Raw genomic sequence first — 23954 nt, 5'->3', positions numbered from 1 at the left:
CAGTTATGCGGCCTGCCTGCTGTCCGGTTCTGCTCTTAAGATCGTAGGACTTTTCCGCAGGACGAGGTCCGAATGAATTTTTCCCAACTGCTCACCGCCGTTCGCCAGCGCCCGCAAGAAGTGGTGATCCCCGCTGAATGGGCCCAGGGCCGTGCCTGTTTTGGCGGCCTGATGGCGGCGCTGGTGTACGAGGCCATGCATGCCCGGGTCTCGCCGGAGCGTCCGGTGCGCTCGCTGGCGATCACCTTTGTCGGGCCCGCCGAACCCAATGTGCCGATCAGCTTCGAGGTCGAGGTGCTGCGCGAGGGCAAGGCGGTCAGTTCGCTGCTGGGTAGGGCGATCCAGAACGGCCAGACCGTGACCCTGGTGCAGGGCAGCTTCGGCGCCGGGCGCAGCTCGGTGATCGATATCCCGGCAGTGCCGGCGGTCGAGATGAAGAGCCTGGCCGATTCCAGTCCGGAGATGCCTTACATCCCCGGCGTGACTCCGGAATACATCCGCTTCCTGGCCATGCGCTGGGGCATCGGCAATCTGCCGTTCAGCAACAAGCCGTGTCGCCAGATGGGCGGCTGGGTGCGTTTGCGCGATGCGGTGGAAGAGCCGGTGACCGAGGCCCATCTGCTGGCCCTGTGCGATGCCTGGCCGCCGGCGACCTTGCCGTACCTGAGCAAGCCGGCGGCGGGCAGCACCCTGACCTGGACCATCGAATTCGTCCAGCCGGTGGCCAGCCTGAGTACCCTGGACTGGTGCCAGTATTGCGCCGATATCGAGCATTCCCGGGATGGCTACGGGCACACCTCGGCGGCGATGTGGAATGCGGCGGGGGAGTTGCTGGCGATCAGCCGGCAGACGGTGACGGTGTTCGCCTGATGTTCAGTGATGGCGGTGGCTGAACGGTTTCGACTGTCCGGCCTCCAGGCGATGGCCCTGGCGATACAGGGCCAGGCCTGCCAGCAACATGATCACACCGACGGCGATCTGGCCCAGATCCAGACTGAACACCCCGGACAGCACCAGCAGCGCGCCGATGATGAACAGCGGCGCGGCGATCAGGTCGTGGGGCAGGTGGGTGTTCATGGGGGGACTCCTCTGACTTTTCGGTGGGGCTTGTCAGAAGAGTAGTTGCCGGTTGTAGGTGGGGCCAATTGAGGGGATTGATCGGGGGGATAGCTGTGCTCTTGAGGGCCTCATCGCTGGCAAGCCAGCTCCCACAGGTCCAGCGGTGCACGCGATCCCTGTGGGAGCTGGCTTGCCAGCGATGGGGCCCTTGAATTCCCTACAACTTCAACTGCCCGATCACCTTGTTCAGCTCCCCGGCCAAGGTCGCCAACTCACTGCTGGTCGTCGCCGAAGACACCGTCTGCTGCACCGTATCCTCGGTCACATCACGAATGCTCACCACCGCCCGGTTCATCTCTTCCGCCACCTGGCTCTGCTGCTCCGCGGCCACGGCGATCTGCGTGTTGCTCTCGCGCATCTGCGCCACCGCAGCAGTGATTTCCGCCAGCGCTTCGCCCGCTTCCTGAGCCTGTTTCACGCAGTCGTCGGCCTTGAACGAACTCTCGGTCATGAACTCCACCGCATCCTTGGTCCCGGCCTGCAAAGCAGAGACCATCTCGGTGATTTCGTCGGTGGAGGTCTGCACCCGCTTGGCCAGGTTGCGCACTTCATCGGCAACCACGGCGAAACCACGTCCCAGGTCACCGGCCCGGGCCGCTTCGATGGCGGCGTTCAGGGCGAGGAGGTTGGTCTGCTCGGCAATGCTGTGGATCACATTGACCACGCCGTTGATCTTCTGGCTGTCCTCGGCCAGTTGGCGAATCATCTCGGCAGTCTGCTGCACGCCGCTGGACAGCCCGGCGATGGAAGTCTGTACCCGGTTGACCACGTCCTTGCCGCTGCCGGCGAGGGTGTCGGCGGTCTGCGACAGGTCGCGGGTGGCGCCGGCGTGCTGGGCGATGTGGTAGACGGTGGCGGTCATTTCGTTGATCGCCGTCGCCGCCTGATCGGTCTCGCTCTGCTGGCCGAGCATGCCGTGGCGCACGTCGCTCATGCTCGAGGCCAGGCGCGCGGCGCCGGAGTCCAGTTGCGCGGCCGTCACGGCCACGGTGTTGACCACCCGGTGATAGGTGGTCTGCATGGCGTTGAAGGCACTGGCCATCTGCCCGACCTCGTCACCGCAGGACAGCGGTACCCGGGCCGACAGGTCGCCGGTCTTCTCGACATGCAGGATCACGTCCTTGAGGGTGTTGAGCTGGGCCAGCAGGAAGCGGATCAGCAACTGCGAGGCACAGAGCATCGCCAGCATCAGGATCAGCACGCACACCGCATAATTGCCGAAGCGATCGCTGTAGACCTGCATCAGGCTCGGCGACGGCGCCAGCACGGCGACCCGCTGGCCGTCACGGCTGATCACCTGGGCGCCGGCCAGCGGCGCTTCGCCGAACAGCGCGTAAGGCTCGAGGCTGACCCAGCCGCTGGCATTGGCCAGGGCGGCGACGGGCTGGCCCTGGTAGCTGGGCGTCTGCCCGGGGGCGAAGGCGAGGATATGCGGCGCCTGGGGCAGGGCCTGCCCGGCCGGCCAGGCGGCGAGCAACCGGGCTTCGGCCACGGCGCGCTCATGGGCTTCGTCGACCCGGGCCTGCTGTTCGAGGAACACCGCGTACAGCACCAGGAACAGGGTGGTGACGAAGGCGACCGCGTTGACAGCCCAGAACTTGTACTTCAGGGAGATGTTGCTAAGCCAGGCACCCATGGTAGGTCTTCTCTGAGTTAAGCGTTTGAGCGGAAAGTTTTTTGGCAAGGTGCCAGCATTCTGGTCGAGTAATCAGCAATAAATCTTGATATGTGTCAAGCCAGCTCCGGGAGGCTGAAGAAGCGTCGGGCACACAGGGTTGTATGTGCCGCCAGATGGGCCTCGGACTCGCCGCGATGCCGGGCCACTTCGCGCAATACCTCCGGCAAGTATGCCGGCTCATTGCGACCGTTCTTCGGTTTTGGCCGCAGGCTGCGTGGCAGCAGGTAGGGGGCGTCGCTTTCCAGCATCAGCCGGCCTTCGGGAATGTTGCCGACCAGGCCGTGCAGGTGGGTGCCGCGGCGCTCGTCGCAGATCCAGCCGGTGATGCCGATATGCAGGTCCAGGTCGAGGTAGGCGAACAGCGCCTCGCGCTCGCCGGTGAAGCAGTGCACCACGGCGGCGCTGAGGTGGTCGCGGTAGTCCTTGAGGATATGCAGCAGGCGCTCGCTGGCGTCGCGCTCGTGGAGGAACACCGGCATCTGCAGTTCCACGGCCAGGGCCAGTTGGTCTTCCAGGGCCTTTTCCTGCTGCGGGCGCGGGGAGAAGTCGCGGTTGAAGTCCAGGCCGCATTCGCCGACCGCCTGCACCCGTGGCTGCTCCAGCAGGTGGCGCAACTGGCGCGGGCTTTCGGCGGTCCAGTGGCTGGCGTCATGCGGGTGTACACCCGCAGTAGAGAACAGGCGCTGGCCGCGTTCGTCGAGGCGCTGGCACAGCTCCAGGGCCTCTTCGCTGCCCGCCAGGCTGGTGCCGGTCAGGAGCATCTGCCGCACCCCGGCGGCCTCGGCGCGGTCCAGTACTTCCTGATGGATGCCGGCAAAACTGGCGTTGGTCAGATTGACGCCGATGTCGATGAGTTGCATGGTGCTACCTCGAATTTCGCGGCTGATACCCGCGCAAAAGCTCGAAAAATAACAATAAACACAAGAACTTCAATGAGTTGTCGTGGTCTTTTGCGGTCAATTGTCATAAGGCCGCTGCATAGTATGCCGCCACGCACGCCATCACGGCCTGTTCCTGGAGTCCGGATGTCCCGAGCTTTGCTGATGATCCTGCTGTTCGCCGGGCTGCTGTTGGCAGGGCCGGCGCACGCGCGGGTGGCCGGTCCGCCCCAGGTGGCCAGCAGCGGCAACAAGGACCGCGACCTGGCGCAGATCCGCGCCAGCCGCGAGCTGCGGGTATTGGTCAACCAGAGCCGCAACAGTTCCGGGGAAGTGAAGGGCCAGCCGTACGGCGTCGAGTATTACCGCTTGCGCGCCTTCGAGCACTACCTCAATGCCCGCGCCCGGGACGGCCAGGAAATCCGCTTGAAGCTGATCCCCAAGGCCAAGGAGCAGCTGGTCCCGGCCCTGCAGCGCGGCGAGGGCGACCTGGTGGCGCCCGGCGAGCTGCTCGACCCGGTCTCCACCCGCGGCGTCAGCGCCAGCGATCCGGTGCTGGCCCATGTGCCGCTGGTGCTGGTGGGGCGCCGGGGCGAGCGCAGCTACAGCCGCATCGAGCAGTTGTCCGGGCGCACCCTGGTACTGCCGGCCGGCAGCGCGGCCGGCGATACCCTCCACGAAATCAACCAGCGCCTGGCCCTGCGCAAGCATGCGCCGATCAGGATCGAGTGGGTCGACCCGAGCCTGGCGACCGAAGACGTGCTGGAGATGGTCCAGGGCGGGATCCTGCCGCTGACCGTGGTCGAGCAGCCGATCGCCGAGCGCTGGAGCAAGGTCATGCCCAAGCTGAATATCCAGCGCAAGGTCAGCCTGACCGCGCCGGAGTCGACCCACTGGTTCATGCGCCGCGACGCGGTGATGCTGCATGCCAGTGTCGATCGCTTCCTCAAGGACTATCGCCCGCCCGCCGACCAGGATGCGAACTTCGAGCGCATCTACCGGCGCCTGTACAAGGTGCATTACCCGCTGGCCAAGGCCAATCGCCAGCGCCTGAACAACTTGCGCCCGGTCCTGCAGAAGCACGCCGAGGCGCAGAACCTCGACTGGCTCAACCTGGCCGCCGTGGCTTTCAAGGAGTCTTCGCTCAACCCCGGGGCCCGCGGTGCCGGCGGTGCCCACGGGTTGATGCAGATCACCCCGAGCGCGGCGCAGCGGGTCGGCGTCAGCGATATCAGCAGCGTCGAGGGCAATGTCCAGGCCAGTGCCCGCTACATGTCGCTGATCCGCCGCAAGTTCTTCTCCAGCAACCAGCTCAACGAGCGCGAGCGCATGGCCTTCGTCCTGGCGGCCTACAACCTCGGGCCGGAGCGGGTCCAGGCGATGCGCGCCGAGGCCCGGCGCCGCGGGCTGAACCAGAACCAATGGTTCTTCCAGGTCGAGCGCGTGGCCCTGGAGCAGGTGGGAATGGGGCCGGTCAGCTATGTTAATAGCGTCAACAAGTATTTCCTGGCCTTCGACCGGGAGCGGGAGACCCTGGAGTCCTCCCGGAATGACAAGGTGAAGGGTCGCAAATAATCTATTTGTTCGATCTTTATCATGGATTAATTGCGATTTTCATATTGAATAATATGATTATTATGGCGGCATCCAAACACAAACACCTTGCTAAGGAACACCGCAATGAACGCCATCCACTCCGTAATGACTACCCGCGCTGGCTGGGGCATGACCGTCCTGCGCATCATCGTCGGCATCATCTTCATGGCCCACGGTTCGCAGAAGCTCTTCGGCCTGTTCGGCGGCGGCGGCCTGGCGGGTACCGCGCAATTCATGGAAAGCCTTGGCCTGACCCCGGCCATGCCGATGGCGCTGCTCTCCGGCGGTGCGGAATTCTTCGGCGGCCTGGCCCTGGTCATCGGCCTGCTGGCACGGCCGGCGGCGGTAGCGTTGATCGGCCTGCTGGTGGTGGCGATCCTCTCGGTGCACATCAACAACGGCCTGTTCATGTCCAACAACGGCTATGAGTTCGCCCTGGCCCTGCTGGGCGGTGCAGTGGCGGTGTTGTTCGAGGGCGCTGGCCGCGCCTCGCTGGACGCGGCGATTTCGAAAAGTTGAAGACGGCAAAAGGGCCTGCGATGCAGGCCCTTTGTCATTGCTCGTGTTGACAGTCCGTTGGCAGCCCCTCTAGGATGCCCACCTGCGCCGATTTAAACAGCTACTTGCGGGGCGCGGGAGAGCCCTTCAGGTGATCCGAATACCGCTAAAGCGCTGGTTCGGTGATGCCTCCCACCGCAGCCCAGCGGGATCTGCGAGGCGGAGAATATGACTCCATGAGTTGCCCACGTTCCAGTGTCTGTCTGACCCCCCTTTCTTCCAGCCAGTCGGCGCGTACCCCACGGGTATTGCTGAGTGGTCCGCACCAACCGACCCTGGTTCGCTTCCTCGATGGCTGGCCGCGCCGCAAGGGCCGCGCTACAGCCCTGTTGATTCAATTCGTCGATCTTGAAATGTCGCTGGCCGAGTTTGCCGATGACCGCTTTGACCTGGCTGTCGTACAGGCGCCGAGCAAGGAGCGGGCGGCGGAGGTGATCGGGCAACTGACCCGGATTGCGCGGCAGGGGTTGATTACCCGGGGCTGAAATCTTCTTTGCTCTTCAGGGTCTCATCGCTGGCAAGCCAGCTCCCACAGGTCTGGCGGTGCACGCGGTCACTGTGGGAGCTGGCTTGCCAGCGATAGGGCCCGAAAGATCACCGCGGATAACTGATGCTGTTCACATACCACACCGCCTCACCCCCAGGCGTCTGCACCGTCACCTCGTCATCCTTCTCCTTCTTCAGCAGCGCCCGGGCCATGGGCGAGTCCACCGAGATGTAGTCGTTGCGCCCGTAGATCTCGTCATAGCCGACGATGCGAAACTTCATGATCTCGCCATCCTCGTTCTCGATCTCCACCCAGGCGCCGAAGAACACCCGGCCTTCCTGCTCGGCACCGTAGTCCACCACCTTCACGTCTTCCAGACGCTTGCGCAGGTAGCGCACGCGGCGGTCGATCTCGCGCAGGAGCTTCTTGTTGTACTGGTAGTCGGCGTTTTCGCTGCGGTCGCCGAGGGAGGCGGCCCAGGCGACTTTCTGGGTGATTTCCGGGCGGTACACGCGCCACAGGTGATCCAGCTCGGCCTTGAGGGCTTCGTGACCTTCGCGGGTGATGATGTTGGTAGCCAATGCCGTCTCCTGGGCGGGCGTTACGTCAGGGGCGAAGAGTAACCGGCGAGCCGGCGACGGTACAGGTCGCCGGCTCGCGGTTGTTCAGCCTTCGCGCAGCACGGTCAGCGGGCTGGCATTCAGCGCGCGTCGGGTGCCGACCACGCCGGCGCCCCCCACCAGCACCGCGCCCACCAGCGGCAACAGCAGCAGCGACGGATGCGGGCTCCAGTGCAGGTCGAAGGCGTAGCGGTAGAGCACCCAGGTGATCATCTCGCAGCCGATGGCGGCGAGCAGCCCGCTGGCGGCGCCAAGCAGGCCGAACTCGATGCGCCGCGCCTTGACCAGCAGCGCCCGCCCGGCGCCGAGGGCACGGAGCAGGGCGCCCTGGCGGATGCGTTCGTCGAGGGTCGCCTGCAGCCCGGCGAACAGCACCGCCAGGCCCGCCGCGAGGACGAACAGCAACACGTACTGCACCGCCAGGGTGACCTGGGCGAGGATGCTGCGCAGCTGTTCCAGCAGGGCATCGACCTGCAGGATGGTCGCCGCCGGGAAGGCCCGGGACAGGGCGACGATCTGCTGGTCGTTGCCCGGCGCCAGGTAGAAGCTGGTCAGGTAGGTGGCCGGCAGGCCCTGCAGGGTGCCGGGCTGGAAGATCATGTAGAAGTTCGGCTGGAAGGTGTCCCAGTTGACTTCACGCAGGCTGCTGACCACGGCTTCGCGGGTTTCCCCGCCAATGACGAAGGTCAGGTGGTCGCCCAGCTTGAGCTTGAGGCTTTCCGCCAGCTTGGCTTCCACCGAGACGCCGGGAACGGCATCCGCTTGCGGTTGACCCTGCCACCACTGGCCGGCGCTCAGGGTGTTGTCGTCCGGCAGCTCGGCGGCCCAGGTCAGGCTCAGGTCGCGCTGCACGGCACGGTCGCCGGCGGAGTCCTTGCTGACGATCTGCTGCACCGCCTTGCCGTTGATCTGGGTGAGACGCCCGGGCACCACGGGATACAGCGGCGCGGCATGGCTGGAGAAACCGGCCAGCTCCTTGCTGAAGGCCGCCTTGTCGTCTTCGAGGATGTTCAGCGCGAAATAGTTGGGCGCATCGGCCGGCAACTGGTTATGCCAGGTATCCAGCAATTCCACGCGCAGCAGGGTGATCAGCCCCATGGCCAGGAGGATCAGGCCGAAGGCCAGGGATTGCCCGGCCGCCGCCAGCGGATGACGCAACAGCTGACCCAGGCCCAGACGCCACGGCAGTGGCGCACCGGCCAGCATCCGGCGCAGGCTGCGCAGCCCGAGCAGCAGCAGGCCGCCGAGCAGCAAGGCGGCGATCAGGCCGCCGCCGAGCAGGGCGAAGGTCAGCAGCAGGTCGAGGCTCAGGCGCCACATGATCAGGCCGAGGGCAAGGATCGCCGCGCCGTACACCAGCCAGCTGCTCGGTGGCACCGGCAGCAGGTCGCGGCGCAGTACCCGCAATGGCGGTACCCGGCCCAGCGCGGCCAGTGGCGGCAGGGCGAAGCCGGCCAGGGCCACCAGCCCGGTGGCGATCCCGGCCAGCGCCGGGGCCACGCCGCCATCGGGAATTTCCGCCGGCAGCAGGCCGTCGAGCAGGGCGAACAGGCCGAGCTGCGCCAGCCAGCCGAGCAGGGCGCCGGCCAGTGCGGCAAGGCTGCCGAGAATCGCCAGTTGCAGGCAGAACAGGGTCAGCGCCTGGCGCCGTGACAGCCCCAGGCAACGCAGCAGGGCGCTGGCATCGAAGCGGCGCACGGCAAAGCGGCTGGCCGAGAGTGCCACCGCCACGCCGGCCAGCAGCACCGCCACCAGGCTGGCCATGTTCAGGTAGCGCTCGGCCTTGCCCAGGGCGCCGCCGATCTGCTGGTTGCCGTCGCGGGCATCGCGGATACGCTGGTTCGGTGCGAGGCTGGCGTCGAGGAACTGGCGGTAGTCGGCGAGGACCAGGGTGTCGCCGCGCCATAGTTCGCGGTAGGTCACCCGGCTGCCGGGCTGGACCACGCCGGTGGCGTCGAGGTCGGCGAGGTTGATCATGACCCGCGGGATGAGGCTGTAGAAGTTGCCGGCGCGGTCCGGCTCGTAGGTCAGTACCCGGCTCAGGCGCAGGGTCTTCATGCCGACGTCGACGCTGTCGCCGATCTTCAGGTTGAGCGCGGCCAACAGGCGCGGTTCGACCCAGGCTTCACCAGGCGCCGGGCCGCCGCCGCTGGTTTCCGCACCATAGGGCTCCGGCGCGCTGCGCAGTTCGCCGCGCAGCGGATAGGCCTCGTTGGCGGCCTTGACGCTGGAGAGCTGGATGCCATTGTCGGTGGCGATCACGCTGGAGAACTCGACCACCCTGGCGTGGGCCAGGCCAAGGCCGGTACCGCGCTCGATCTGCTCGGCACTGGCCGGCGAACTGCCCTGCAGGACCAGGTCGGCGCCGAGGAACTCGGTGGCACGCAAGAGCATGGCGCCGTTCAGGCGGGCGCCGAAATAACCGATGGCGGTACTCGCCGCCACGGCGATCAGCAGGCCGAAGAACAGTACCCGCAACTCACCGGCACGGGCATCGCGAAGCAACTGGCGCACGGCCAGGGCGAACAGGCGAAACAGGGACAGGTGTGCCATCTAGGGCTCCATCGGGCTGACCATGTGGCCGGCATCCAGGCGGATCTGCCGGTGGCAGCGGCGGGCCAGGCGTTCGTCGTGGGTGACCAGGACCAGGGTGGTGCCGCGTTCCTTGTTCAGCTCGAACAGCAGGTCGCTGATGCGCTCGCCGGTGTGGCTGTCGAGGTTGCCGGTGGGTTCGTCGGCGAACAGCACGTCCGGCTCGGCAGCAAAGGCGCGGGCGATGGCGACGCGTTGCTGCTCGCCACCGGACAACTGGCGTGGCGAATGGCTCAGGCGCTGGCCCAGGCCGACCCGTTCGAGCAGGGTGCGTGCGTGCTCACGGGCGTCGCGGCGGCCATCCAGCTCCAGCGGCAGCATGACGTTCTCAAGGGCATTGAGGCTGTCGAGCAACTGGAACGACTGGAAGACGAAGCCGACATGCTCGGCGCGCACCTTGGCGCGCTGGTCTTCATCCAGTGGGCCGAGGTCGTGGCCGGCCAGGGTCACCGAGCCGGCGCTGGGCTGGTCGAGCCCGGCGAGCAGGCCGAGGAGGGTGGATTTGCCGGAACCCGAGGCGCCGATAATGGCCAAACTATCGCCTTCCGTCAGTTCCAGGGACAGTTCGTGGAGGATGGTGAGGTTGCCTTCCGCGCTGGGAACCACTTTGCTAAGGTTCCGCGCAATGAGAATGCTGGGGCCCATGGAGAATCCGATGCGAGTGTGGTTATTGAGTGCTGGTCTGGCCTTGCTGTGCATGGCGCAGAACGCAGCGGCAGGTACGGTGTTGATCGTTGGCGATAGTATCAGCGCCGCTTTTGGCCTGGATACCCGTCAGGGCTGGGTCGCCTTGCTGGAACAGCGGCTCAAGACCGAGGGTTTCGACGACAAGGTGGTCAATGCCTCGGTCAGTGGCGACACCAGCGCAGGCGGCCAGGCGCGGCTGCCGGCGCTGCTTTCCGAGCACAAGCCGAGCCTGGTGGTGCTGGAGCTGGGTGGCAATGATGGGCTGCGGGGGCAGCTTCCTACGCAATTGCAACAAAATCTTGCCTCGATGATCGACAAGTCGCGGGCGGCCGGGGCCAAGGTGCTGTTGCTCGGCATGCAACTGCCGCCGAACTACGGCGCGCGCTATACCAAAGCCTTCGCTCAGGTCTATTCCGATCTCGCCACGCAGAGGAACGTTCCCCTGGTGCCGTTCTTTCTCGAAGGCATCGGTGGTCATCCGGAGCTGATGCAGGCCGATGGCATCCATCCGGCCCAGGGCGCCCAGGGCCAGTTGCTGGAAAATGCCTGGCCGGCAATAAAACCGCTGCTTTGACGCTTTTATAGTGACCGGCTTTCGGCTAATGTTGCGCCCCCGATTTGGAGCCCCCGATGCCGCGTCCCGCCTGGTCCCTGTATGCCTATCAATTGATCGAGCCTGACGAACAGCTTGACCTGTTCGCCTGCCAGGAGATCCGCGTGCACCTGGTGGCCCGTCAACTGGAGCTGGGCGGCTCGGCCGACCGCACGCTGTGCGGCAACTTGCTGCCGGCGCAGCCGCGCTGGTCCGCAGTGCCCACTACGGTGTACCGCGACCGCCGCCTGTGCCCGTTGTGCCGGGCCATCCTCGACGCCCAGCGTAAAGGCACAAGGCCAGTCTGGCCGGAGCTCTGACGGCGCTTTTCCATCCAGCGGGCCTGGATGCCGAAAATTCCTACAGCGGTGTACAATCGCTTCCTTGACTCCCGAATTTTTCGAAGGATTTCCCGGATGTTGCCGCGCTTTCCCGCCGTCACCCGTTGCCTGTCCCTGGCCGCCTTGCTGGCGGCCGGTCCCGTTTCCGCGCTGGAGTTTCCCCTGCCACCGCCAGGCGAAGACATCATCGGTCAGGTCCAGGTGATCAAGGCCAAGTACGAAGACACCTTCGCCGACATCGGCACCGCCGGTGACCTCGGCTACCTGGAAATGGTCGCGGCCAACCCGGGCGTCGACCCCTGGCTGCCGGGCGCCGGCACCGAGATTATCCTGCCAACCCGCTTCATCCTGCCGCCGGGTCCGCGCGAGGGCATCGTCATCAACCTCGCCGAGTACCGCATGTACTACTTCCCGAAAGGCGAGAACGTGGTGCACACCTACCCGCTGGGTATTGGTCGTGAAGGTTGGGGTTCGCCGATTGCCCAGACCAAGGTTACCGCCAAGACGCCGAACCCGACCTGGACCCCGCCGGCCTCGATCAAGGCCGAGCACGCCGCCGATGGCGATCCGCTGCCGAACGTGGTGCCGGCCGGTCCCGACAACCCGCTGGGCCCGTTCAAGTTCACCCTGGGCGTGCCGGGCTACCTGATCCACGGCTCCAACAAGAAGTTCGGGATCGGCATGCGCACCAGCCATGGCTGCTTCCGCATGTTCAACAACAACGTGCTGGAGCTGGCGAAGATGGCGCCGGTCGGCACGCCGGTACGGATCATCAACGAGCCGTACAAGTTCGGCATGAGTGGCGGCAAGGTCTACCTCGAGGCGCACACCCCGCTGGACGACAAGGGCGATCCGTCGGTAGTGGACAAGCACACCGCAGTGATCAACGCGCTGCTCAAGCGTGAAGACCTGGCGAAGAACGTGCAGATGAACTGGGACATGGTCCGCGATGTGGTTGCGGCCGAAGATGGCATGCCGGTGGAGATCGCGGTGCCGACCGCGCCAGATGGCAATGTGCCAATCATCTCGAGCAATCCGTATCAGCAGCAATAAGCTTCAAGCTTCAAGCTTTAAGCTTCAAGCTGTAAGAAAGAGCAGTCCGAGTAGGGCTGCTCTTTTTGTTTGAGTTGGCGAAAAAGCGTCCGGGGCGACCGGGCCGCTTTTTCTTATGGCTTGCAGCTTGCAGCTTGCAGCTTGCGGCTTGTAGCTGAGAAAGCGGGCAATAAAAAAGCCGACCCACAAGTGGGTCGGCTTCGAATAACAATCCCGAGGGATTATTACTTGCGGCTGGCTTTTTCCAGCATACGCAGAGCGCGCTCGTTAGCTTCGTCAGCGGTTTGCTGAGCTTTCTGAGCGGCTGCCAGAGCGTCGTCGGCTTTGCGATACGCTTCGTCAGCACGAGCTTGTGCACGAGCTGCTGCGTCTTCGGTAGCAGTCAGACGAGCTTCGGTTTCTTTGGATACGCTGCTGCAACCGGTAGCCAGAACTGCGGCCAGAGCCAGAGCAGAGAATTTCAGAACGTTGTTCATCGTGTTCCCCTTCAAGGACTTTCTATTAAATAGCCATCTCTCAACAAAGAGAAACTGGCCGGCGTACATAGTACCCATTACTTGTAGTAAGTAAACTGACTGAGCGCAAGAATTGGAAAAAAATTGTCTCGCCAGGGGGCTTGACGCCGGGAGTGTACGAAAACCGTGCATTTCCCGGCTCTGCTAGTGTAAGGCGTTCTTGTAAAAGTACTTTTTCTTGAACTAATGGTGACTTTTAGTGTCATCTTGCGTCATAACATGCGGATCATCCGGTTTGCAGTTGAGGACGTTACCGGGCGCGGGATTCCCGCGTTGCGCGACGTGGAATTTTTTCCGACCAGTACCTTGAGCATCCGGTCAGGGGCCGCCTACTATTCAAAGGGTGCCCGTGGCCTGGAGAACGAGCAGGCCGCTCCCGCTGTCGAACGGGCACGGGGTGGCGTAGAGGTTCCTTCGCCGGACAAACATCGGTTAAGGTTGGGTTTTATTACAAGACCCGCGAGGAGTAGTGATGAGCGAGGCGTTGACCATCCACCATGACCAGGCCGGTCATCAATTCGAGACCAATGTGGACGGTCATCGTGCCTACCTGACCTACATGGACCTGGGCAAGCAGACGCTGGACATCTACCGCACCTTCGTGCCCAACGCCCTGCGCGGTCGCGGCATTGCTGCGGCACTGACCGAACGGGCCCTGGCCTTCGCCGAAGAGCGTGGCTACACGGTGATCCCGTCCTGCTCCTATGTCGAGCGCTACATGGAGCGGCACCAGAAGCATTCGTCCAAGGTCTGACGGCTTCTTCTTCATATTCCACACACGAAAACGCCGGGCATTGCCCGGCGTTTTCGTTCATGCCGTTCAGGCGCGGCGTTTCGGCAGCACGTCCTTGAGCTTGGTGCGCATATTGCGCAGGGTGGTGGCGGTGGCGTCCCAGTCGATGCAGGCATCGGTGATCGACACGCCGTACTGCAGCTGGTCGAGGTCCTTGGGAATCGCCTGGGCGCCCCAGTTCAGATGGCTTTCGACCATCAGGCCGATGATCGACTGGTTGCCTTCGAGGATCTGGTTGGCGACGTTCTCCATGACCAGCGGCTGCAGGGCCGGGTCCTTGTTGGAGTTGGCGTGGCTGCAGTCGACCATGATGTTCGGCTTGATCTTGGCCTTGTTCAGGGCCTGCTCGCACAGGGCAACGCTGACCGAGTCATAGTTCGGCTTGCCGTTGCCGCCGCGCAGGACCACGTGACCGTAGGCGTTGCCCTTGGTGGTGACGATGGACACGCCACCTTCCTGGTTGATGCCGAGGAAGCGGTGCGGGCTGGAGACCGATTGCAGGGCGTTGATCGCCACGGTCAGGCCGCCGTCGGTGCCGTTCTTGAAGCCGACCGCCGAGGACAGGCCGGACGCCATTTCGCGGTGGGTCTGGGATTCGGTGGTACGGGCGCCGATGGCCGACCAGCTGATCAGGTCCTGCAGGTATTGCGGGGAGATCGGGTCGAGGGCTTCGGTGGCGGTGGGCAGGCCCATTTCCGCGAGGTCCAGCAGCAGCTTGCGGCCGATGTGCAGGCCGTCCTGGATCTTGAACGAGTCATCCAGGTACGGGTCGTTGATCAGGCCTTTCCAGCCGACGGTGGTACGCGGTTTCTCGAAGTAGACGCGCATCACCAGATAAAGGGTGTCGGAGACTTCCGCAGCCAGCACCTTCAGGCGCTCGGCGTATTCATGGGCGGCCTTGACGTCATGGATGGAGCAGGGGCCGACCACGACGAACAGGCGGTGATCCTTGCCGTCGAGGATATTGCGCACCACTTCACGGCCGGCGGTGACGGTCTGAAGCGCGGAGGCGCTGAGTGGGAGCTCCTTCTTGAGCTGATCGGGGGTGATCAGGGTCTCGTTGGAGGCAACGTTAAGGTCGTCGATCGGTAAATCAGCCATCGTGTTACTCGTCAGGTCACGGATGCCGGCCGCCAGCCCCGTGCGGCGGAGCAGCATGATTGAGCTCAGCGGGGAGCGGAACCTTAGCGCGTAATCCCTTGCCACGACAATGGGCAAGTACCTGATAACGGTGCGGTTCGGGGCCTGGATACCGGGTTTTTGCAACTAAAGTAGCTGGGGTGACCTGGCCGGGATAGATTTGATGCTTTTGAGGGCCTCATCGCTGGCAAGCCAGCTCCCACAATGTCCGAGGCGACACAGGGCCCTGGGAGCTGGCTTGCCAGCGATGGGAGCGACATGGAAATGGAGTGAACAATGAGCAAAGGCCTGAACGACAAACTGGTAGTGGCGATCTCTTCCCGGGCCCTGTTCGACCTGGGCGAAAGCCATCGGCTGTTCCTCGCCGAAGGCGTCGAGGCCTATCGCCAGTACCAGATCGAGCATGAAGATGAACCGCTGCAACCCGGCGACGCCTTCCTTCTGGTGCAGAAGCTGCTGGGCCTCAACACCCTGCTCGGCCAGCAGCGGGTCGAGGTGGTGCTGGTCTCGCGCAACAGTGCCGACACTGGCCTGCGCGCGTTCAATTCCATCGAGCACTATGGCTTGAACATCTCCCGCGCCGCCTTCGTCGGTGGCCGCAGCCCCTATCCTTATCTGGCCGCGTTCGGCTGCCACCTGTTCCTTTCCACCGACGCCGATGACGTGCGCAGCGCCCTGGATGCCGGTTTCGCTGCCGCGACCATTCTCTCCGGCGGCATCCACCGCGAGGCCACCGAGGAGCTGCGCATCGCCTTCGACGGTGACGCCGTGCTGTTTTCCGACGAGTCCGAACGGGTCTACCAGATGGGCGGGCTGGAAGCCTTCCAGGCCAACGAGCGCCAGTCCGCTCGCCAGGCCCTGCGTGGCGGGCCGTTCAAACCCTTCCTCGCCGCGCTCAATCAGTTGCAGGGCGAATTCCCCAGTACCGCCTGCCCGATCCGCACGGCGCTGGTCACCGCCCGTTCGGCACCGGCCCATGAGCGGGTAATCCGTACCCTGCGCGAGTGGGATATCCGCCTCGACGAATCGCTGTTCCTCGGCGGCCTGGACAAGTCGGCGTTCCTCGAAGCCTTCGCCGCCGACGTGTTTTTCGACGACCAGACCGGCCACTGCGAACGGGCGGGCAGGGTGGTCGCCACCGGCCATGTGCCGCATGGCATCAGCAACCAGTCGGACCCGGTCTGAGCCCCGCCGGACGGGGCCTGCGCATCCGTTTGGCGCTGCTAAGCTGAACCTTGCCCTGCCGCTTTGGCAGTCGAGGAGGTCAAATGATCCGTTCGATGTTGTACGCCACGGACCTCGGTGTTTACTCGCCTTATGTCATGCAACATGCGCTGGCCCTGGCGCGCAATTTCAACGCGGAGCTCTACGTGATCCACGCCGTCGAGCCCATGGGGCAATTCGCTGAATCGCTGCTGCAGAGTTACCTGGATGCACAGACCCTGGACCAGTTGCACAGCCAGGGCGTGAACACCGTGTTGTCGAATATCGAACAGCGGGTGCTGGAGAGCTTTCGCGATGAGCTGGGGGACCAGGAGGACCTGGCGCTGATTCGTGCGGTACGGGTGCGCCAGGGGGATCCGGCGGAGGTGATTCTCGAGCAGGCCCAGCGCCTGAATGTCGATCTGCTGATCGTCGGCAGCCACAGCCAGGGCGCCGGGGCGGAGATTCCGATCGGTCGCACTGCCGTGCGCATCCTGCAACTGGCAGCGGTGCCGGTGTACATGGTGCCCCTCGCGCAACAACTGGGGCGGCGGAAAACCTGAAGGACTTTTCCGTGCCACACGTAAGAAAACTGGTGAAATTGTTCTAGATTTATTCTCCTGACCGCTAATATAGTTATAACTCGTCGCTGTTGCCGGTGACGCCCAGCCTCTGAGGGATACCTATGAAGCTTCAACAATTGCGCTACATCTGGGAAGTGGCGCACCACGACCTCAACGTTTCCGCGACAGCGCAGAGCCTGTACACGTCCCAGCCCGGGATCAGCAAGCAGATCCGCCTGTTGGAAGACGAGCTGGGCGTGGAAGTGTTTGCCCGCAGCGGCAAGCACCTGACCCGCGTCACCCCGGCGGGTGAGCGGATCATCAACACCGCAGGCGAGATCCTGCGCAAGGTCGAGAGCATCAAGCAGATTGCCCAGGAATTCTCCAACGAGAAGAAGGGCACCCTGTCCATCGCCACCACCCACACCCAGGCGCGCTATGCGCTGCCGCCGGTGATCAGCTCGTTCATCAAGCAGTACCCGGAAGTGGCCTTGCACATGCACCAGGGCTCGCCGATGCAGATCGCCGAGATGGCCGCCGACGGCACCGTCGACTTCGCCATCGCCACCGAGGCCCTGGAGCTGTTCGGTGACCTGGTGATGATGCCGTGCTACCGCTGGAACCGTTGCGTGGTCGTGCCCCAGGGCCACCCGCTGACCAAGCTGCCGAAGCTGACCCTGGAAGTGCTGGCCGAATACCCGATCGTTACCTACGTGTTCGGTTTCACCGGCCGTTCCAAGCTGGACGAAGCCTTCAGCCACCGCGGCCTGACCCCGAAAGTGGTGTTCACCGCGGCCGACGCCGACGTGATCAAGACTTACGTACGCCTCGGCCTGGGCGTCGGCATCGTCGCCAAGATGGCGGTGGACCCGAAGCTCGACAGCGACCTGGTGGTCCTCGATGCCAGCGAGCTGTTCGAGTCCAGCATCACCAAGATCGGCTTCCGTCGCGGTACCTTCCTGCGTGGCTTCATGTGCGACTTCATCGAGAAGTTTGCCCCACACCTGACCCGCGAAGTGATGGCCAAGGCGATCCAGTGCCACAACAAGCAGGAACTGGAAGAGCTGTTCGAAGGTGTCGAGCTGCCAGTGCATTAACCCCGGCTTCAAGCTCCAAGCTTCAAGTCATAAGAAAAAGCGGTCCGCGTCAGGGCCGCTTTTTCTTTGGGGCGACATGGAGTGGTGAGGTGAAGAAAAAAGCAGCTCCGACTCGGGCTGCTTTTTCTTATGGCTTGAAGCTTAAAGCTTGAGGCTTGAAGTTGGGAGTTTGCGGCTGAGAAAGCCGTCAGGCTTTCGTAATCAGGTTGCCAGCATGCAGCCCGCATTCCTTCTGGGTCGACTCTTCCCACCACCAGCGGCCTTCGCGTTCGTGCTGGTTCGGCAGTACCGGACGGGTGCACGGCTCGCAGCCGATGCTGATGAAGCCGCGTTCGTGCAGGCTGTTGTACGGCAGCTCGAGCATGCGGATATAGCCCCAGACTTCCTCGCTGCTCATCTGCGCCAGCGGGTTGAACTTGTACAGGGTGCGCTCCGGGGTGGAGAAGGCGCTGTCGATTTCCAGCGCGGCCACCTGGCTGCGGGTGCCCGGGCTCTGGTCGCGGCGCTGGCCGGTGGCCCAGGCGCTGACGGTGCTCAGTTTGCGGCGCAGCGGTTCGATCTTGCGCACGCCGCAGCATTCGCCGTGGCCGTCCTTGTAGAAGCTGAACAGGCCCTTTTCCTTGACGAAGGGGTCGAGCTTGTCGCGGTCCGGCGAAAGGATCTCGATCGGCAGCTTGTACTGCTCGCGCACCTGGTCGATGAACCGGTAGGTCTCCGGATGCAGGCGACCGGTGTCGAGGCTGAACACCTTGACCTGCTTGTTCAGCTTCCAGGCCATGTCCACCAGCACCACGTCTTCGGCGCCGCTGAAGGAAATCCACAGGTCGTCGCCGAAATGCTCGAAGGCAAGCTTGAGGATGTCCTGCGGGGATTTGTTGGCGTAGGTCGCGGCGAGGGCGGCGACGTCGAAGGGTTGGCTCATCAGGCGGCTTCCGGTCATTGAATGGCGCTGGGCGCTCGTAGTCGGCAGATGTTACCAAAAAATGCCGGGTAGACGGGTCGCATTGCTGGCCGTAGAGTGCGGCTTCCCAATTTTGGCATTGTTCGAGGAGTGAGCTGTGGAAATTGCCTGTCTCGATCTGGAAGGCGTACTGGTCCCGGAAATCTGGATCGCCTTCGCGGAAAAAACCGGAATCGAATCGCTGCGGGCCACCACCCGTGACATTCCGGACTACGACGTACTGATGAAGCAGCGCCTGCGCATCCTCGACGAGCATGGCCTGAAGCTGGCCGATATCCAGGAGGTCATCGCCACCCTCAAGCCGCTGGATGGCGCCATCGATTTCGTCAACTGGCTGCGCGAGCGCTTCCAGGTGGTGATTCTCTCCGACACCTTCTATGAATTCTCCCAGCCGCTGATGCGCCAACTGGGTTTCCCGACCCTGCTGTGCCATCGCCTGATCACCGACGAGAATGATCGGGTGGTGAGCTATCAGTTGCGCCAGAAGGATCCGAAGCGTCAGTCGGTGCTGGCCTTCAAGAGCCTGTACTACCGGGTGATCGCGGCGGGGGATTCGTACAACGACACCACCATGCTCGGTGAGGCGGATGCGGGGATCCTGTTCCATGCGCCGGAGAATGTGATCCGCGAATTCCCGCAGTTCCCGGCGGTGCATGATTTCGAGGCGTTGAAGAAGGAATTCATCAAGGCTTCGAACCGGGTGTTGAGCCTGTAAGTCATGCAGGGCCTGTGAGGGCCCTATCGCTGGCAAGCCAGCTCCCACAGTGACCGCGTGCGCCGCCGAACCTGTGGGAGCCGGCGTTGCCGGCGATGAGGCCCTCAAAGACCCTGAAGAGTCTCCAGAAGCACCCGCACCTTGGTAATCGACTCCTGATACTCGGCCTCCCACTCCGAGTCCGCCACTACGGCGCCGCCGCCCCAGCAGCACACCTGCCCATCCTTCACCAGCAGGCTGCGGATGGCGATGGAACTGTCCATCTCCCCGCGCACGTCCAGGTACAGCAACGATCCGCAATACAGCGCCCGCCGACTCGGCTCCAGCTCGTCGATGATCGCCATCGCGCGGATCTTCGGTGCGCCAGTGATCGACCCGCCCGGGAAACTTCCGGCAATCAGGTCCAGCGCATCCTTGTCGGCCGCCAGGCGCCCGGTCACGCTGCTGACCATATGGTGGACGTTGGGATAACTCTCCAGGCTGAACAGCTCCGGCACCCGCACCGAACCGATCTCGCAGGTACGACCCAGGTCGTTGCGCAGCAGGTCGACGATCATCAGGTTCTCGGAGCGGTCCTTGCTGCTGGCCAGCAGTTCTTCGCCATTGGCGCGGTCCTGCTCGGGATCGGCACTGCGCGGCCGGGTGCCCTTGATCGGACGGGTTTCCACCTGACCCTTGCTGACCTGGATAAAGCGCTCTGGCGACAGGCTGAGCAGCGCGCTGCCGTCCTCCAGCACCTGGAACCCGGAAAACGGCGTCGGGCAGGCCGCGCGCAGCGCCTGGTAGGCGCTCCACGGATCGCCCTGGCACGGCGCACGGAAGCGCTGGGTCAGGTTGATCTGGTAGCAGTCGCCCGCCTGGATGTACTGCTGCACCCGGTCGAACGCCTGGCGATAGTCCTCGGCGCTGAGGTCGCCGCGCATCGGCGCATCGAGGCGGAAACCGCTGCCCTGGTCCGCTTCGGCTGGCTGGCTGAACAGCTCGATCAGGCGCTGGCGTTCCTCGGCAGGCAGGGCAGGGTGGAACAGCAAATGACTGGTCATCAGCCGGTGATCGCTGATCACCGCCCAGCCATACAGCCCGAGGGTGGCATCGGGCAGGCCGAGATCGTCCCGGGCCAGCTCCGGCAATAGTTCCAGACGCCGGCCAAAGTCGTAGCTCAGGTAACCGATCAGGCCGCCGGCAAACGGCAGTTCCACGCCATCAGGCAACTGCGCCTCGCCCAGCTCGGCAAGGCTGTCCCGCAGCCGCTGCAGGTACGCCGTGCCGCGTTCACCATCCTCCGCCACCAGGCTGCGCAGCGGCCAGGCGCTGAGCAGGTCGAAGCGGCCGCGCTCGGCACCAGGGCGGGCGCTGTCCAGCAGCACGGCGCCGGGCGCATGGCGCACACGGGCGAAATAAAGGGCCGGGTCGGGCTGATAGGGCAGGGGAACCAGGGTGCAGGTCGGCATTCGTCTGAACGGTTGGCGAGGCGGGGCAGGCATTGTAGACCCCCAAAGGAATTGCTCCTAGGGGTTTGAGCGACCGCCCCGTGTCCGGGGCGGACGTCTTTTACTGCTGCGAAGGAACGTGCCCGAACAGTTGCTGGGCGAAGCGCACGCGCTCCTCGGCGGTTTCCTGCCTGCCGTCCTTCGCCAGTTCTTCGAGATGGGCCTCGATGGCGTGGGTGCGCTGGGTCAGGCCGCAGTCGTTGGCGATCTGGATATTCAGGCCGGGGCGGGCGTTGAGTTCGAGGATCAACGGACCCTTTTCCTGGTCCAGCACCATGTCCACACCGATGTAGCCCAGGCCACACAGCTCGTAGCAGCCGGCGGCAAGCTTCATGAAGCCGTCCCAGTTCGGCAGTTGCACGCCGTCCACCGCGTTGGTGGTGTCCGGGTGCTTGCTGATGATGTTGTTCAGCCAGGTGCCGCGCAGGGTCACGCCGGTGGCGAGGTCTACACCGACGCCGATGGCGCCCTGGTGCAGGTTGGCCTTGCCCCCGGACTGGCGGGTCGGCAGGCGCAGCATGGCCATCACCGGGTAGCCCATCAGCACGATGATGCGGATGTCCGGCACGCCTTCGTAGCTGATGCTCTTGAAGATCTGGTCCGGGGTCACCCGGTACTCGATCAGCGCGCGGTCGCGGTGCCCGCCGAGGGAGTAGAGGCCGGTGAGGATGCTGGAAATCTGGTGCTCGATTTCCTCGTGGCTGATGATCTTGCCCGAGACCGTGCGGTAGCGGTTCTCGAAGCGGTCGGCGATGACCAGGATGCCGTCACCGCCGGCACCCTGGGCCGGCTTGATGACGAAGTCGCTGCGCCCGCCGATGATCTCGTCGAGCTTCTCGATCTCTTTCTCGGTGGAGATGATCCCGTACATCTCCGGCACATGGATGCCGGCCTGGATCGCCCGTTCCTTGGTGATGATCTTGTCGTCGACGATGGGGTACAGATGGCGCTTGTTGTACTTCAGGACATAGTCCGCGTTGCGCCGGTTGATCCCCATGATGCCCCGGGCTTCCAGGGCCTTCCAGGTTTTCCAGAGTCCGAACATCAAGCGTCAGCCTTTACGAAAGCCTTGAAGCGAACCAGCTCCGTCAGGCGATAGCCGCGGTAGCGACCCATCGCCAGCATGAAGCCCACCAGGATCAACAGTACCGCCGGGAAGGTGAAGACGAAGTACACCAGCTCCGGCACGCTCATCAGCAGGTGCGCGATGGACGCAGCGAACAGGGTGCCGATGGCGACTTTCATGGCGTGGCCGCCGCCGCGCTCTTCCCAGGTGATGGACAGGCGTTCGATGGTCATGGTCAGGATCACCATCGGGAACAGCGCCACCGACAGGCCGCGTTCCAGGCCCAGCTTGTGGCTGAACAGGCTGATCGCGGCGATCAGCACCACGACGAAGGTCAGTACCACCGACAGGCGCGGCAGCATCTGCAGCTTCAGGTGTTCCAGGTACGAACGCAGCGACAGGCCGAGGGCGGTGATCACCGTGAACAGCACGATGCCGAAGCCCAGCTGGGTCTCGCGGAAGGCCAGGGCGATCAGCACCGGGGTGAAGGTACCCAGGGTCTGCAGGCCGATCAGGTTGCGCAGGATCAGGATCACCAGCACGCCGATCGGGATCATCACCATGATCATGAAGGTCTGCTGGGTCTGCAGCGGCAGGCCGTAGAGCGAGTATTCGAGGAAGTCGGCGTCGGTGTTCTCGTCGGTCAGCTTGGCCAGGCGGATGGCGTTCATCTCGCTGTTGTTCAGGCTGAAGCTGACGTTGACCTTCTTGCCGCCGTCGACGGTGACCAGGTTGTCGTCGCCGGTCCACCACAGCAGGCGGTCGCTGGGCAGGCCCTGCTCACCGTTGTCCGGGTTGAAGTACAGCCAGTCGTTGCCGTTGAAGCTGCGCAGCCACAGTTCAGGGGTTTGTGGCTGGTCGGCCACCAGGCGGATGGTCTGCACGCGCTCCAGCGGCACATGGGCGATGGACAGCAGCAGGTCGATGACCTTGGCCTTCTTCTGCACCGAGGTGTCGCCGGCCAGCAGCAGCTTGACGTTGTCGTCGTTGAGATTGTTGACACGCTTGATGGTCTCGCTGACGAAGGTCTCGACGTCGGCGGAGTGCTGGCGGATCGGCGCCAGCAGGGCTTCGGCGGCGATCTTCTCGGGGCCGTCCACCGGCAGGCTGTCGCGGAAGGTCGGGCCCTTGATCTTGGGCTTCTCGCTGCTGTAGCGCTTGGTCAGCACCAGGCGGTAATACAGGGTCTGGTTGCCGCTGGCGCGGCGCGCCGACCAGGTCACCTTGCGGTTGCCGTCGACGCGGTTGACGCTGACCCCGTAGTTATTGGAGATGAAACTCTCGTTGAGGCTGACGTAGTCCTGGTTCAGCGGTGGCACGAACATCTGCACCTTGACCGGGTCCTTCGGGGTGGCGACGAACTCGACCTTGGCGTCGATGTTCCACAGGTCGTCGGTCTCGTCCTCGGTCACCGGGATGCCGAGGAAGAAGATCTGATAGGCCGTGATCAGCACGCCCAGCAGCACCAGGACGGTGATCAGGACTTTCAGATGAAGGGTAAGAGAGCGCATCGGAATTACTCTGCGGTGTGAGCTTCAGTGGCGCAGGCAGGTTTGCCGGCCGCGTATTTTAGGCTGGGGTCGACCAGCGCGTCGAAGTGCTTGAGCGCCTCGGAACCGATCAGCAGCGGGTACTGGAAGGCGCTGCGGTCGGTCAGGTTCACTTCGATTTCGCGCAGGGCCGTGCCCATGCAAATGTTCAGGGCGATCACCGGGCGGGCGGTGTAGGCCTTGCCTTCCTCGGGGTCGTAATCGCCGGCGCGGCGCTTGATCTTGCTGACCCGCGCCAGCGGGCGTTCGATGGGATGGCTGTGGGCGGCGTCGATGGCCAGGTAGAAGCGCACCCAGGACTCGCCGTTGCGCTTGAAGCGCTTGATATCGCGGGCACTGAGGGAGGCGGTCTTGGCGCCGGTGTCGAGCTTGGCCGCGACTTCCAGGTCGATGTCGCCGAGCCGGGCGTATTCGTTGAGGCCGTACACGGTCTTGCCGGTTGCCTGGGCGATGAGCGGCAACCAACAAAGGCCGAGCAACAATAGAAGTGGCGAAAGTCTCATAGATCCTGGCGCAATGCTGTGGGGTATTCGGGTCAAGGCCACTGGCAATTCTGCGCAAGCTCCTCGTTCGTCTGACACAAGAAGATGACAGACACACTATCCATGCCACAAAAAACGGGGCGGCGGCATTCTATCACGGGGATGGTGGCACGCCAGC

24 protein-coding genes and 1 pseudogene are annotated in these 23954 nt (G+C 64.0%); 12 read left to right on the top strand and 13 right to left on the bottom strand.

Features of this window, described 5'->3' with window-relative positions; genetic code table 11:
- The first annotated feature begins 72 nt into the window (after positions 1 to 72).
- Positions 73 to 870, top strand: coding sequence for an acyl-CoA thioesterase (locus AC2CQI_RS10915; protein ID WP_075806780.1), 798 nt, complete (start codon positions 73 to 75; stop codon positions 868 to 870).
- A 12-nt stretch (positions 871 to 882) separates the two neighbouring features.
- Here the strand turns inward: AC2CQI_RS10915 and AC2CQI_RS10910 are convergent.
- The 3 genes and pseudogenes from AC2CQI_RS10910 to AC2CQI_RS10900 all read right to left on the bottom strand — a co-directional run.
- Positions 883 to 1053: pseudogene (locus AC2CQI_RS10910) on the bottom strand (terminase); the annotation flags it as partial.
- Positions 1054 to 1276: 223 nt separating this feature from the next.
- Positions 1277 to 2755, bottom strand: coding sequence for a methyl-accepting chemotaxis protein (locus AC2CQI_RS10905; RefSeq protein ID WP_075806781.1), 1479 nt, complete (start codon positions 2753 to 2755; stop codon positions 1277 to 1279).
- Between the two features lie 95 nt (positions 2756 to 2850).
- Positions 2851 to 3657 (bottom strand): TatD family hydrolase, encoded by an 807-nt coding sequence (locus tag AC2CQI_RS10900; RefSeq protein ID WP_075806782.1) that lies wholly within the window; start codon positions 3655 to 3657, stop codon positions 2851 to 2853.
- A 165-nt stretch (positions 3658 to 3822) separates the two neighbouring features.
- On the opposite strand from AC2CQI_RS10900, the gene AC2CQI_RS10895 reads away from it, so the two are divergent.
- The 3 genes from AC2CQI_RS10895 to AC2CQI_RS10885 all read left to right on the top strand — a co-directional run bounded on the left by AC2CQI_RS10895 (position 3823) and on the right by AC2CQI_RS10885 (position 6314).
- Positions 3823 to 5250, top strand: coding sequence for an MltF family protein (locus AC2CQI_RS10895; RefSeq protein ID WP_075806783.1), 1428 nt, complete (start codon positions 3823 to 3825; stop codon positions 5248 to 5250).
- Between the two features lie 105 nt (positions 5251 to 5355).
- Positions 5356 to 5790, top strand: coding sequence for a DoxX family protein (locus AC2CQI_RS10890; protein ID WP_075806784.1), 435 nt, complete (start codon positions 5356 to 5358; stop codon positions 5788 to 5790).
- Positions 5791 to 6005: 215 nt separating this feature from the next.
- A complete protein-coding gene (locus AC2CQI_RS10885) occupies positions 6006 to 6314 on the top strand; it encodes a hypothetical protein (protein ID WP_009394472.1) in 309 nt (102 codons plus the stop codon).
- 109 nt (positions 6315 to 6423) lie between these two features.
- Here AC2CQI_RS10885 and greB read toward each other — a convergent pair whose 3' ends face one another.
- The 3 genes from greB to AC2CQI_RS10870 form a co-directional block, all read right to left on the bottom strand.
- Entirely contained in the window at positions 6424 to 6897 is a 474-nt protein-coding gene (gene greB, locus AC2CQI_RS10880) for a transcription elongation factor GreB (RefSeq protein ID WP_075806785.1), read from the bottom strand.
- 84 nt (positions 6898 to 6981) lie between these two features.
- Complete coding sequence (locus AC2CQI_RS10875; RefSeq protein ID WP_484580142.1) at positions 6982 to 9489, bottom strand: ABC transporter permease; 2508 nt, start codon at positions 9487 to 9489, stop codon at positions 6982 to 6984.
- Positions 9490 to 10173 carry an ABC transporter ATP-binding protein gene (locus AC2CQI_RS10870; RefSeq protein WP_484580141.1) on the bottom strand — a complete coding sequence of 228 codons (684 nt, stop codon included), beginning with the start codon at positions 10171 to 10173 and terminating at the stop codon, positions 9490 to 9492.
- A 10-nt stretch (positions 10174 to 10183) separates the two neighbouring features.
- On the opposite strand from AC2CQI_RS10870, the gene AC2CQI_RS10865 reads away from it, so the two are divergent.
- The 3 genes from AC2CQI_RS10865 to AC2CQI_RS10855 all read left to right on the top strand — a co-directional run bounded on the left by AC2CQI_RS10865 (position 10184) and on the right by AC2CQI_RS10855 (position 12201).
- Positions 10184 to 10789 (top strand): arylesterase, encoded by a 606-nt coding sequence (locus AC2CQI_RS10865; RefSeq protein WP_484580140.1) that lies wholly within the window; start codon positions 10184 to 10186, stop codon positions 10787 to 10789.
- A gap of 56 nt (positions 10790 to 10845) precedes the next feature.
- Entirely contained in the window at positions 10846 to 11127 is a 282-nt protein-coding gene (locus AC2CQI_RS10860) for a hypothetical protein (RefSeq protein ID WP_484580139.1), read from the top strand.
- A gap of 96 nt (positions 11128 to 11223) precedes the next feature.
- Positions 11224 to 12201, top strand: a complete 978-nt coding sequence (locus AC2CQI_RS10855) for a L,D-transpeptidase family protein (RefSeq protein ID WP_075806790.1) — start codon at positions 11224 to 11226, stop codon at positions 12199 to 12201.
- 224 nt (positions 12202 to 12425) lie between these two features.
- On the opposite strand, the gene oprI is transcribed toward AC2CQI_RS10855, so the two are convergent.
- On the bottom strand, positions 12426 to 12677 hold the full coding sequence (gene oprI / locus AC2CQI_RS10850) for an outer membrane lipoprotei OprI (RefSeq protein WP_037058464.1): 252 nt from the start codon (positions 12675 to 12677) through the stop codon (positions 12426 to 12428).
- Between the two features lie 511 nt (positions 12678 to 13188).
- Here oprI and AC2CQI_RS10845 point away from each other — a divergent pair.
- Positions 13189 to 13470 (top strand): GNAT family N-acetyltransferase, encoded by a 282-nt coding sequence (locus AC2CQI_RS10845; protein ID WP_075806791.1) that lies wholly within the window; start codon positions 13189 to 13191, stop codon positions 13468 to 13470.
- Positions 13471 to 13536: 66 nt separating this feature from the next.
- Here the strand turns inward: AC2CQI_RS10845 and AC2CQI_RS10840 are convergent, their stop codons facing one another.
- On the bottom strand, positions 13537 to 14610 hold the full coding sequence (locus AC2CQI_RS10840; protein ID WP_075806899.1) for a 3-deoxy-7-phosphoheptulonate synthase: 1074 nt from the start codon (positions 14608 to 14610) through the stop codon (positions 13537 to 13539).
- A gap of 315 nt (positions 14611 to 14925) precedes the next feature.
- Here AC2CQI_RS10840 and AC2CQI_RS10835 point away from each other — a divergent pair, with 315 nt between their 5' ends.
- The 3 genes from AC2CQI_RS10835 (at position 14926) to cysB (ending at position 17512) form a co-directional block, all read left to right on the top strand.
- Positions 14926 to 15834 (top strand): 5'-nucleotidase, encoded by a 909-nt coding sequence (locus tag AC2CQI_RS10835; protein ID WP_484580138.1) that lies wholly within the window; start codon positions 14926 to 14928, stop codon positions 15832 to 15834.
- An 83-nt stretch (positions 15835 to 15917) separates the two neighbouring features.
- The gene (locus AC2CQI_RS10830) at positions 15918 to 16415 is read left to right on the top strand and encodes a universal stress protein (RefSeq protein WP_075806793.1); all 498 of its coding nucleotides are present in this window, start codon (positions 15918 to 15920) and stop codon (positions 16413 to 16415) included.
- Between the two features lie 122 nt (positions 16416 to 16537).
- Positions 16538 to 17512: an HTH-type transcriptional regulator CysB gene (gene cysB / locus AC2CQI_RS10825; RefSeq protein WP_009394496.1), complete on the top strand. Its 975-nt coding sequence runs from the start codon at positions 16538 to 16540 to the stop codon at positions 17510 to 17512.
- Between the two features lie 187 nt (positions 17513 to 17699).
- Here cysB and AC2CQI_RS10820 read toward each other — a convergent pair whose 3' ends face one another.
- Positions 17700 to 18434 (bottom strand): phosphoadenylyl-sulfate reductase, encoded by a 735-nt coding sequence (locus tag AC2CQI_RS10820; RefSeq protein WP_484580137.1) that lies wholly within the window; start codon positions 18432 to 18434, stop codon positions 17700 to 17702.
- 136 nt (positions 18435 to 18570) lie between these two features.
- Here AC2CQI_RS10820 and thrH point away from each other — a divergent pair, with 136 nt between their 5' ends.
- Positions 18571 to 19188: a bifunctional phosphoserine phosphatase/homoserine phosphotransferase ThrH gene (gene thrH / locus AC2CQI_RS10815; RefSeq protein ID WP_484580136.1), complete on the top strand. Its 618-nt coding sequence runs from the start codon at positions 18571 to 18573 to the stop codon at positions 19186 to 19188.
- A 104-nt stretch (positions 19189 to 19292) separates the two neighbouring features.
- Here the strand turns inward: thrH and pabB are convergent, their stop codons facing one another.
- The 4 genes from pabB to rloA all read right to left on the bottom strand — a co-directional run bounded on the left by pabB (position 19293) and on the right by rloA (position 23797).
- Positions 19293 to 20639, bottom strand: a complete 1347-nt coding sequence (pabB, locus tag AC2CQI_RS10810) for an aminodeoxychorismate synthase component I (RefSeq protein WP_484580135.1) — start codon at positions 20637 to 20639, stop codon at positions 19293 to 19295.
- A 100-nt stretch (positions 20640 to 20739) separates the two neighbouring features.
- Positions 20740 to 21723, bottom strand: a complete 984-nt coding sequence (locus tag AC2CQI_RS10805) for an alpha-L-glutamate ligase-like protein (RefSeq protein ID WP_484580134.1) — start codon at positions 21721 to 21723, stop codon at positions 20740 to 20742.
- Positions 21723 to 23255, bottom strand: coding sequence for an osmotic stress tolerance membrane protein RloB (gene rloB, locus AC2CQI_RS10800; protein ID WP_075806798.1), 1533 nt, complete (start codon positions 23253 to 23255; stop codon positions 21723 to 21725). Before rloB ends, AC2CQI_RS10805 begins: the two co-directional genes overlap by 1 nt.
- Positions 23256 to 23260: 5 nt before the next feature.
- Positions 23261 to 23797: a retropepsin-like aspartic peptidase RloA gene (rloA, locus tag AC2CQI_RS10795; protein ID WP_484580133.1), complete on the bottom strand. Its 537-nt coding sequence runs from the start codon at positions 23795 to 23797 to the stop codon at positions 23261 to 23263.
- Positions 23798 to 23954: the final 157 nt, after the last annotated feature.

This window comes from Pseudomonas sp. P2S-1 (assembly GCF_057197725.1).
This window is presented reverse-complemented; position numbering and strand designations above follow the sequence as displayed.

Coding starts and splice junctions, on each gene's coding strand:
- AC2CQI_RS10915 (WP_075806780.1), top strand. CDS start 73: ATGAATTTTTCCCAACTGCTCACCGCCGTTCGCCAGCGCCCGCAAGAA.
- AC2CQI_RS10905 (WP_075806781.1), bottom strand. CDS start 2,755: ATGGGTGCCTGGCTTAGCAACATCTCCCTGAAGTACAAGTTCTGGGCT.
- AC2CQI_RS10900 (WP_075806782.1), bottom strand. CDS start 3,657: ATGCAACTCATCGACATCGGCGTCAATCTGACCAACGCCAGTTTTGCC.
- AC2CQI_RS10895 (WP_075806783.1), top strand. CDS start 3,823: ATGTCCCGAGCTTTGCTGATGATCCTGCTGTTCGCCGGGCTGCTGTTG.
- AC2CQI_RS10890 (WP_075806784.1), top strand. CDS start 5,356: ATGAACGCCATCCACTCCGTAATGACTACCCGCGCTGGCTGGGGCATG.
- AC2CQI_RS10885 (WP_009394472.1), top strand. CDS start 6,006: ATGAGTTGCCCACGTTCCAGTGTCTGTCTGACCCCCCTTTCTTCCAGC.
- AC2CQI_RS10875 (WP_484580142.1), bottom strand. CDS start 9,489: ATGGCACACCTGTCCCTGTTTCGCCTGTTCGCCCTGGCCGTGCGCCAG.
- AC2CQI_RS10870 (WP_484580141.1), bottom strand. CDS start 10,173: ATGGGCCCCAGCATTCTCATTGCGCGGAACCTTAGCAAAGTGGTTCCC.
- AC2CQI_RS10865 (WP_484580140.1), top strand. CDS start 10,184: ATGCGAGTGTGGTTATTGAGTGCTGGTCTGGCCTTGCTGTGCATGGCG.
- AC2CQI_RS10860 (WP_484580139.1), top strand. CDS start 10,846: ATGCCGCGTCCCGCCTGGTCCCTGTATGCCTATCAATTGATCGAGCCT.
- AC2CQI_RS10855 (WP_075806790.1), top strand. CDS start 11,224: ATGTTGCCGCGCTTTCCCGCCGTCACCCGTTGCCTGTCCCTGGCCGCC.
- oprI (WP_037058464.1), bottom strand. CDS start 12,677: ATGAACAACGTTCTGAAATTCTCTGCTCTGGCTCTGGCCGCAGTTCTG.
- AC2CQI_RS10845 (WP_075806791.1), top strand. CDS start 13,189: ATGAGCGAGGCGTTGACCATCCACCATGACCAGGCCGGTCATCAATTC.
- AC2CQI_RS10840 (WP_075806899.1), bottom strand. CDS start 14,610: ATGGCTGATTTACCGATCGACGACCTTAACGTTGCCTCCAACGAGACC.
- AC2CQI_RS10835 (WP_484580138.1), top strand. CDS start 14,926: ATGAGCAAAGGCCTGAACGACAAACTGGTAGTGGCGATCTCTTCCCGG.
- AC2CQI_RS10830 (WP_075806793.1), top strand. CDS start 15,918: ATGATCCGTTCGATGTTGTACGCCACGGACCTCGGTGTTTACTCGCCT.
- cysB (WP_009394496.1), top strand. CDS start 16,538: ATGAAGCTTCAACAATTGCGCTACATCTGGGAAGTGGCGCACCACGAC.
- AC2CQI_RS10820 (WP_484580137.1), bottom strand. CDS start 18,434: ATGAGCCAACCCTTCGACGTCGCCGCCCTCGCCGCGACCTACGCCAAC.
- pabB (WP_484580135.1), bottom strand. CDS start 20,639: ATGCCGACCTGCACCCTGGTTCCCCTGCCCTATCAGCCCGACCCGGCC.
- AC2CQI_RS10805 (WP_484580134.1), bottom strand. CDS start 21,723: ATGTTCGGACTCTGGAAAACCTGGAAGGCCCTGGAAGCCCGGGGCATC.
- rloB (WP_075806798.1), bottom strand. CDS start 23,255: ATGCGCTCTCTTACCCTTCATCTGAAAGTCCTGATCACCGTCCTGGTG.
- rloA (WP_484580133.1), bottom strand. CDS start 23,797: ATGAGACTTTCGCCACTTCTATTGTTGCTCGGCCTTTGTTGGTTGCCG.